Consider the following 3,663-nt stretch of genomic DNA (forward strand, 5'->3'; position numbering starts at 1 on the left):
ATGTGGTCGAGGCGGCGCGCGGCGCCGGCATGACCGGCTGGCAAAGGCTGGTCAAGGTCGAGCTGCCGCTCAGCGCGCCGATCATCCTCGGCGGTATCCGGCTGTCGGTGGTCATCAGCCTCGCCACCGCGACGATCGGCTCGACCGTGGCGGCCAAAACGCTGGGCGAGGTGATCATCGCCGGTCTGTTGTCGAACAACCTCGCCTTCGTCCTGCAGGGCGGCCTGATCGTTGCCGCCCTTGCCGTGCTGATCTATGACGGGCTGTCGGCGATCGAGCGCTACACCGCCCGCCGCATGGGGCAGGAGACGGCGTAGCCGACAAATCAGCTCAGATATCGCCTTGCTTATCTCGACGGGAAACAGTGATTTCCATGACCCGACCGGGTTCTGAAGTGAAAGATAGCGGTTCTACCGAGAGGGTTTAGGCGAAAGCCGGGCAAAAACCGAACAATATCTTGACGTTCGCAACCCTGTTTCGCATAAGCCGGTGCGAAGGGAGCGGATTCCGCGCGCGGAATCCGCTCCCCTGTCTCAACGGCCCAGGGAGGGATTCTTTTGGGTCATCAAGCGAGGAAAATCCGGCAATGACCATAATTTCAGCTGTCATCGCCTGCGGTCTGCTTTCAGTCCTTTACGCCATCTGGGCGACACGTTCGGTCCTCGCGGCCGATCAGGGCAATGCACGCATGCAGGAAATTTCCGCGGCCATCCGCGAAGGCGCGCAGGCCTATCTGGCGCGCCAGTACACCACCATCGCCATCGTCGGCGTCGTGGTCCTGCTGCTCGCCTGGTGGCTGCTTTCGATCACTGCCGCCATCGGCTTCCTGATCGGCGCCGTTCTGTCGGGCGCAGCCGGCTTCATCGGCATGCACGTCTCGGTGCGCGCCAATGTGCGCACCGCGCAGGCGGCTTCCAACAGCCTCGCTGCCGGCCTCGAGATCGCCTTCAAGTCGGGCGCCATCACCGGCATGCTGGTCGCTGGCCTGGCCCTGCTCGGCGTCTCGATCTACTACCTGATCCTCACCCAATTCATGGGCCTTCAGCCAAACGACCGTGTCGTCATCGACTCGCTGGTTTCGCTCGGCTTCGGCGCCTCGCTGATCTCGATCTTCGCCCGTCTCGGCGGCGGCATCTTCACCAAGGGCGCCGACGTCGGCGGCGATCTCGTCGGCAAGGTCGAAGCCGGCATTCCGGAAGACGATCCACGCAATCCGGCCACCATCGCCGACAATGTCGGCGACAATGTCGGCGACTGCGCCGGCATGGCCGCCGACCTGTTCGAGACCTATGCGGTGACCGTGGTCGCCACCATGGTCCTCGCCGCCATCTTCTTCGGCGGCACCGCCGTTCTCAGTGCCACGATGCTCTATCCGCTGGCCATCTGCGGCGCCTGCATCCTGACCTCCATCGTCGGCACTTTCTTCGTCAAGCTCGGCTCCAACGGCTCGATCATGGGCGCGCTCTATAAGGGCCTGATCGTCACCGGCCTGCTGTCGATCGTCGGCCTCGGCATCGCCACCTCGGCAACGCTGGGCTGGGGCGAGATCGGAACGGTCGCCGGCATGGCCATCACCGGCACGAACCTGTTCATCTGCGGCCTGATCGGTCTCGCGGTGACCGGCCTCATCGTGGTGATCACCGAATACTATACCGGCACCGGCAAGCGCCCGGTGAACTCCATCGCCCAGGCTTCGGTCACCGGTCACGGCACCAATGTCATCCAGGGTCTTGCGGTCTCGCTGGAATCGACGGCACTTCCGGCGATCGTCATCGTCGGCGGCATCATATCGACCTACCAGCTCGCCGGCCTCTACGGCACCGCGATCGCAGTCACCACGATGCTCGGCCTTGCCGGCATGATCGTTGCGCTCGACGCCTTCGGCCCGGTCACCGACAATGCCGGCGGCATTGCCGAAATGGCCGGCTTGCCCAAGGAAGTGCGCCAGTCCACCGATGCGCTCGACGCCGTCGGCAACACCACCAAGGCGGTGACAAAGGGTTACGCCATCGGTTCGGCCGGTCTCGGCGCGCTGGTGCTGTTTGCGGCCTACTCCAACGACCTGAAGTTCTTTGCCTCCAATAGCGACAAATATCCTTACTTCCAGGGTATGAGCGAAGTCTCTTTCGACCTCTCCAACCCTTACGTCGTCGCCGGCCTGATCTTCGGCGGTCTGATTCCGTATCTGTTCGGCGGCATCGCCATGACCGCCGTCGGCCGTGCGGCGGGCGCCATCGTCCAAGAGGTGCGCAAGCAGTTCCGCGAGGATCCGGGCATCATGGCCGGCACGTCGAAGCCGAACTATGCGCGTGCGGTCGATCTTCTGACCAAGGCGGCGATCCGGGAAATGATCATTCCGTCGCTGCTGCCGGTGCTGGCGCCGTTGGTCGTCTATTTCGGCGTGCTGCTGCTCTCGGGCTCGAAGGCGTCCGCCTTTGCAGCACTTGGTGCCTCGCTGCTCGGCGTCATCGTCAACGGCCTGTTCGTCGCCATCTCGATGACCTCTGGCGGCGGCGCCTGGGACAACGCGAAAAAATCGTTCGAGGACGGCTTCACCGACAAGGACGGCATCAAGCACCTCAAGGGTTCCGAGGCGCACAAATCCTCGGTGACCGGCGACACGGTCGGCGATCCCTACAAGGACACCGCCGGTCCGGCTGTCAACCCGGCGATCAAGATCACCAACATCGTCGCCCTGCTGCTGTTGGCCGTGCTCGCGCACGGCTGAGGCCGCTCGGCCCTTCCGGGCCCGAAATCCAGAACCGAACCCGCGGGAGCTATCCCGCGGGTTCTTCTATTTTGGACATACAGCATCAGGCCATTGATGCCGTGACGGCTCCAAAGCTCGCGTTCAGGTCGTCTGCGGCCCGCAGCTGCGATGATGGCTTGCTGTCTCAAAAACAAAAACCCGCAGGATCGCTCCCGCGGGTTTTCGGTCGCCTGAGATGTTGCTGCTCCAGGGAAGCAAAAGGAAAGGATGAAAAGCCGATTCTGTCTGGATCAGGTGCCGCCGAGCGAGCTGCTGCCGCCGCCGGGGAGGCCGGGCGCCAGCTTGCTGGCGCCGTTGATGATCTGACTGAGGAAGTTCTGGTCCTTGCCGCCGGTCGGCGTGGTCCTTGAGATGAAGTCGAACACCTTGCCGTCCTTCAGGCCGTAATTGGCGATCTGGGTAACGCGCCCGTCCTCGCCGAAATAGACCGCCAGCACCTTCTGGTCGACCAGCCTCGGCTTGTCGAAGGCGACGTAGCGCTTGCGCGTCTGTGAGATGTAGTAGAAGGCCTCGTTGTCGAAAGTCGCCTTCGTCGACGGGGTGCCGAGCGCCAGAAGCACCTGTTCGCGGCTCGAGCCGACCGGCACCAGGTCGATCGCCTGCTGGTCGATGACGTAGCCCTGCGTCAGCGTCTCGCTCGGATTGAGATCACCGATCATCTTCGACGAGTTGCAGGCGGAAAGCGCCGAAGCAACCACCAGCAGCGAGACCGCGCGGGTGGACCTGGACAAAGCGGACCTGGGCAGAAAACTCGACTTGAATTTCAGCGCGCGCAACTACAACTCCATTAGCTGGCCGCAACTTGCGCTGGGCCGCAAAACCGGTAAACCAGCTTGGTCGCCGATGCAACAAGGCCAATTCAACAAACGGTCCCCGGGAGACCACCCTCAATG

Annotated in this window: 3 protein-coding genes; 2 read left to right on the forward strand and 1 reads right to left on the reverse strand. The window is 63.1% G+C overall.

Annotated elements, in window-relative coordinates:
• Both EOA86_RS26565 and EOA86_RS26570 read left to right on the forward strand, forming a co-directional pair.
• The coding region (locus tag EOA86_RS26565) for an ABC transporter permease subunit (protein ID WP_128344404.1) at positions 1 to 317 on the forward strand (317 nt) is incomplete at its 5' end.
• A 269-nt stretch (positions 318 to 586) separates the two neighbouring features.
• Complete coding sequence (locus EOA86_RS26570) at positions 587 to 2,728, forward strand: sodium-translocating pyrophosphatase (protein ID WP_128344406.1); 2,142 nt, start codon at positions 587 to 589, stop codon at positions 2,726 to 2,728.
• 272 nt (positions 2,729 to 3,000) lie between these two features.
• Here EOA86_RS26570 and EOA86_RS26575 read toward each other — a convergent pair whose 3' ends face one another.
• Complete coding sequence (locus tag EOA86_RS26575) at positions 3,001 to 3,546, reverse strand: outer membrane protein assembly factor BamE (protein WP_128344408.1); 546 nt, start codon at positions 3,544 to 3,546, stop codon at positions 3,001 to 3,003.
• Positions 3,547 to 3,663: the final 117 nt, after the last annotated feature.

The organism is Mesorhizobium sp. M5C.F.Ca.IN.020.32.2.1, assembly GCF_004023105.1.
Lineage (GTDB): Bacteria > Pseudomonadota > Alphaproteobacteria > Rhizobiales > Rhizobiaceae > Mesorhizobium > Mesorhizobium wenxiniae.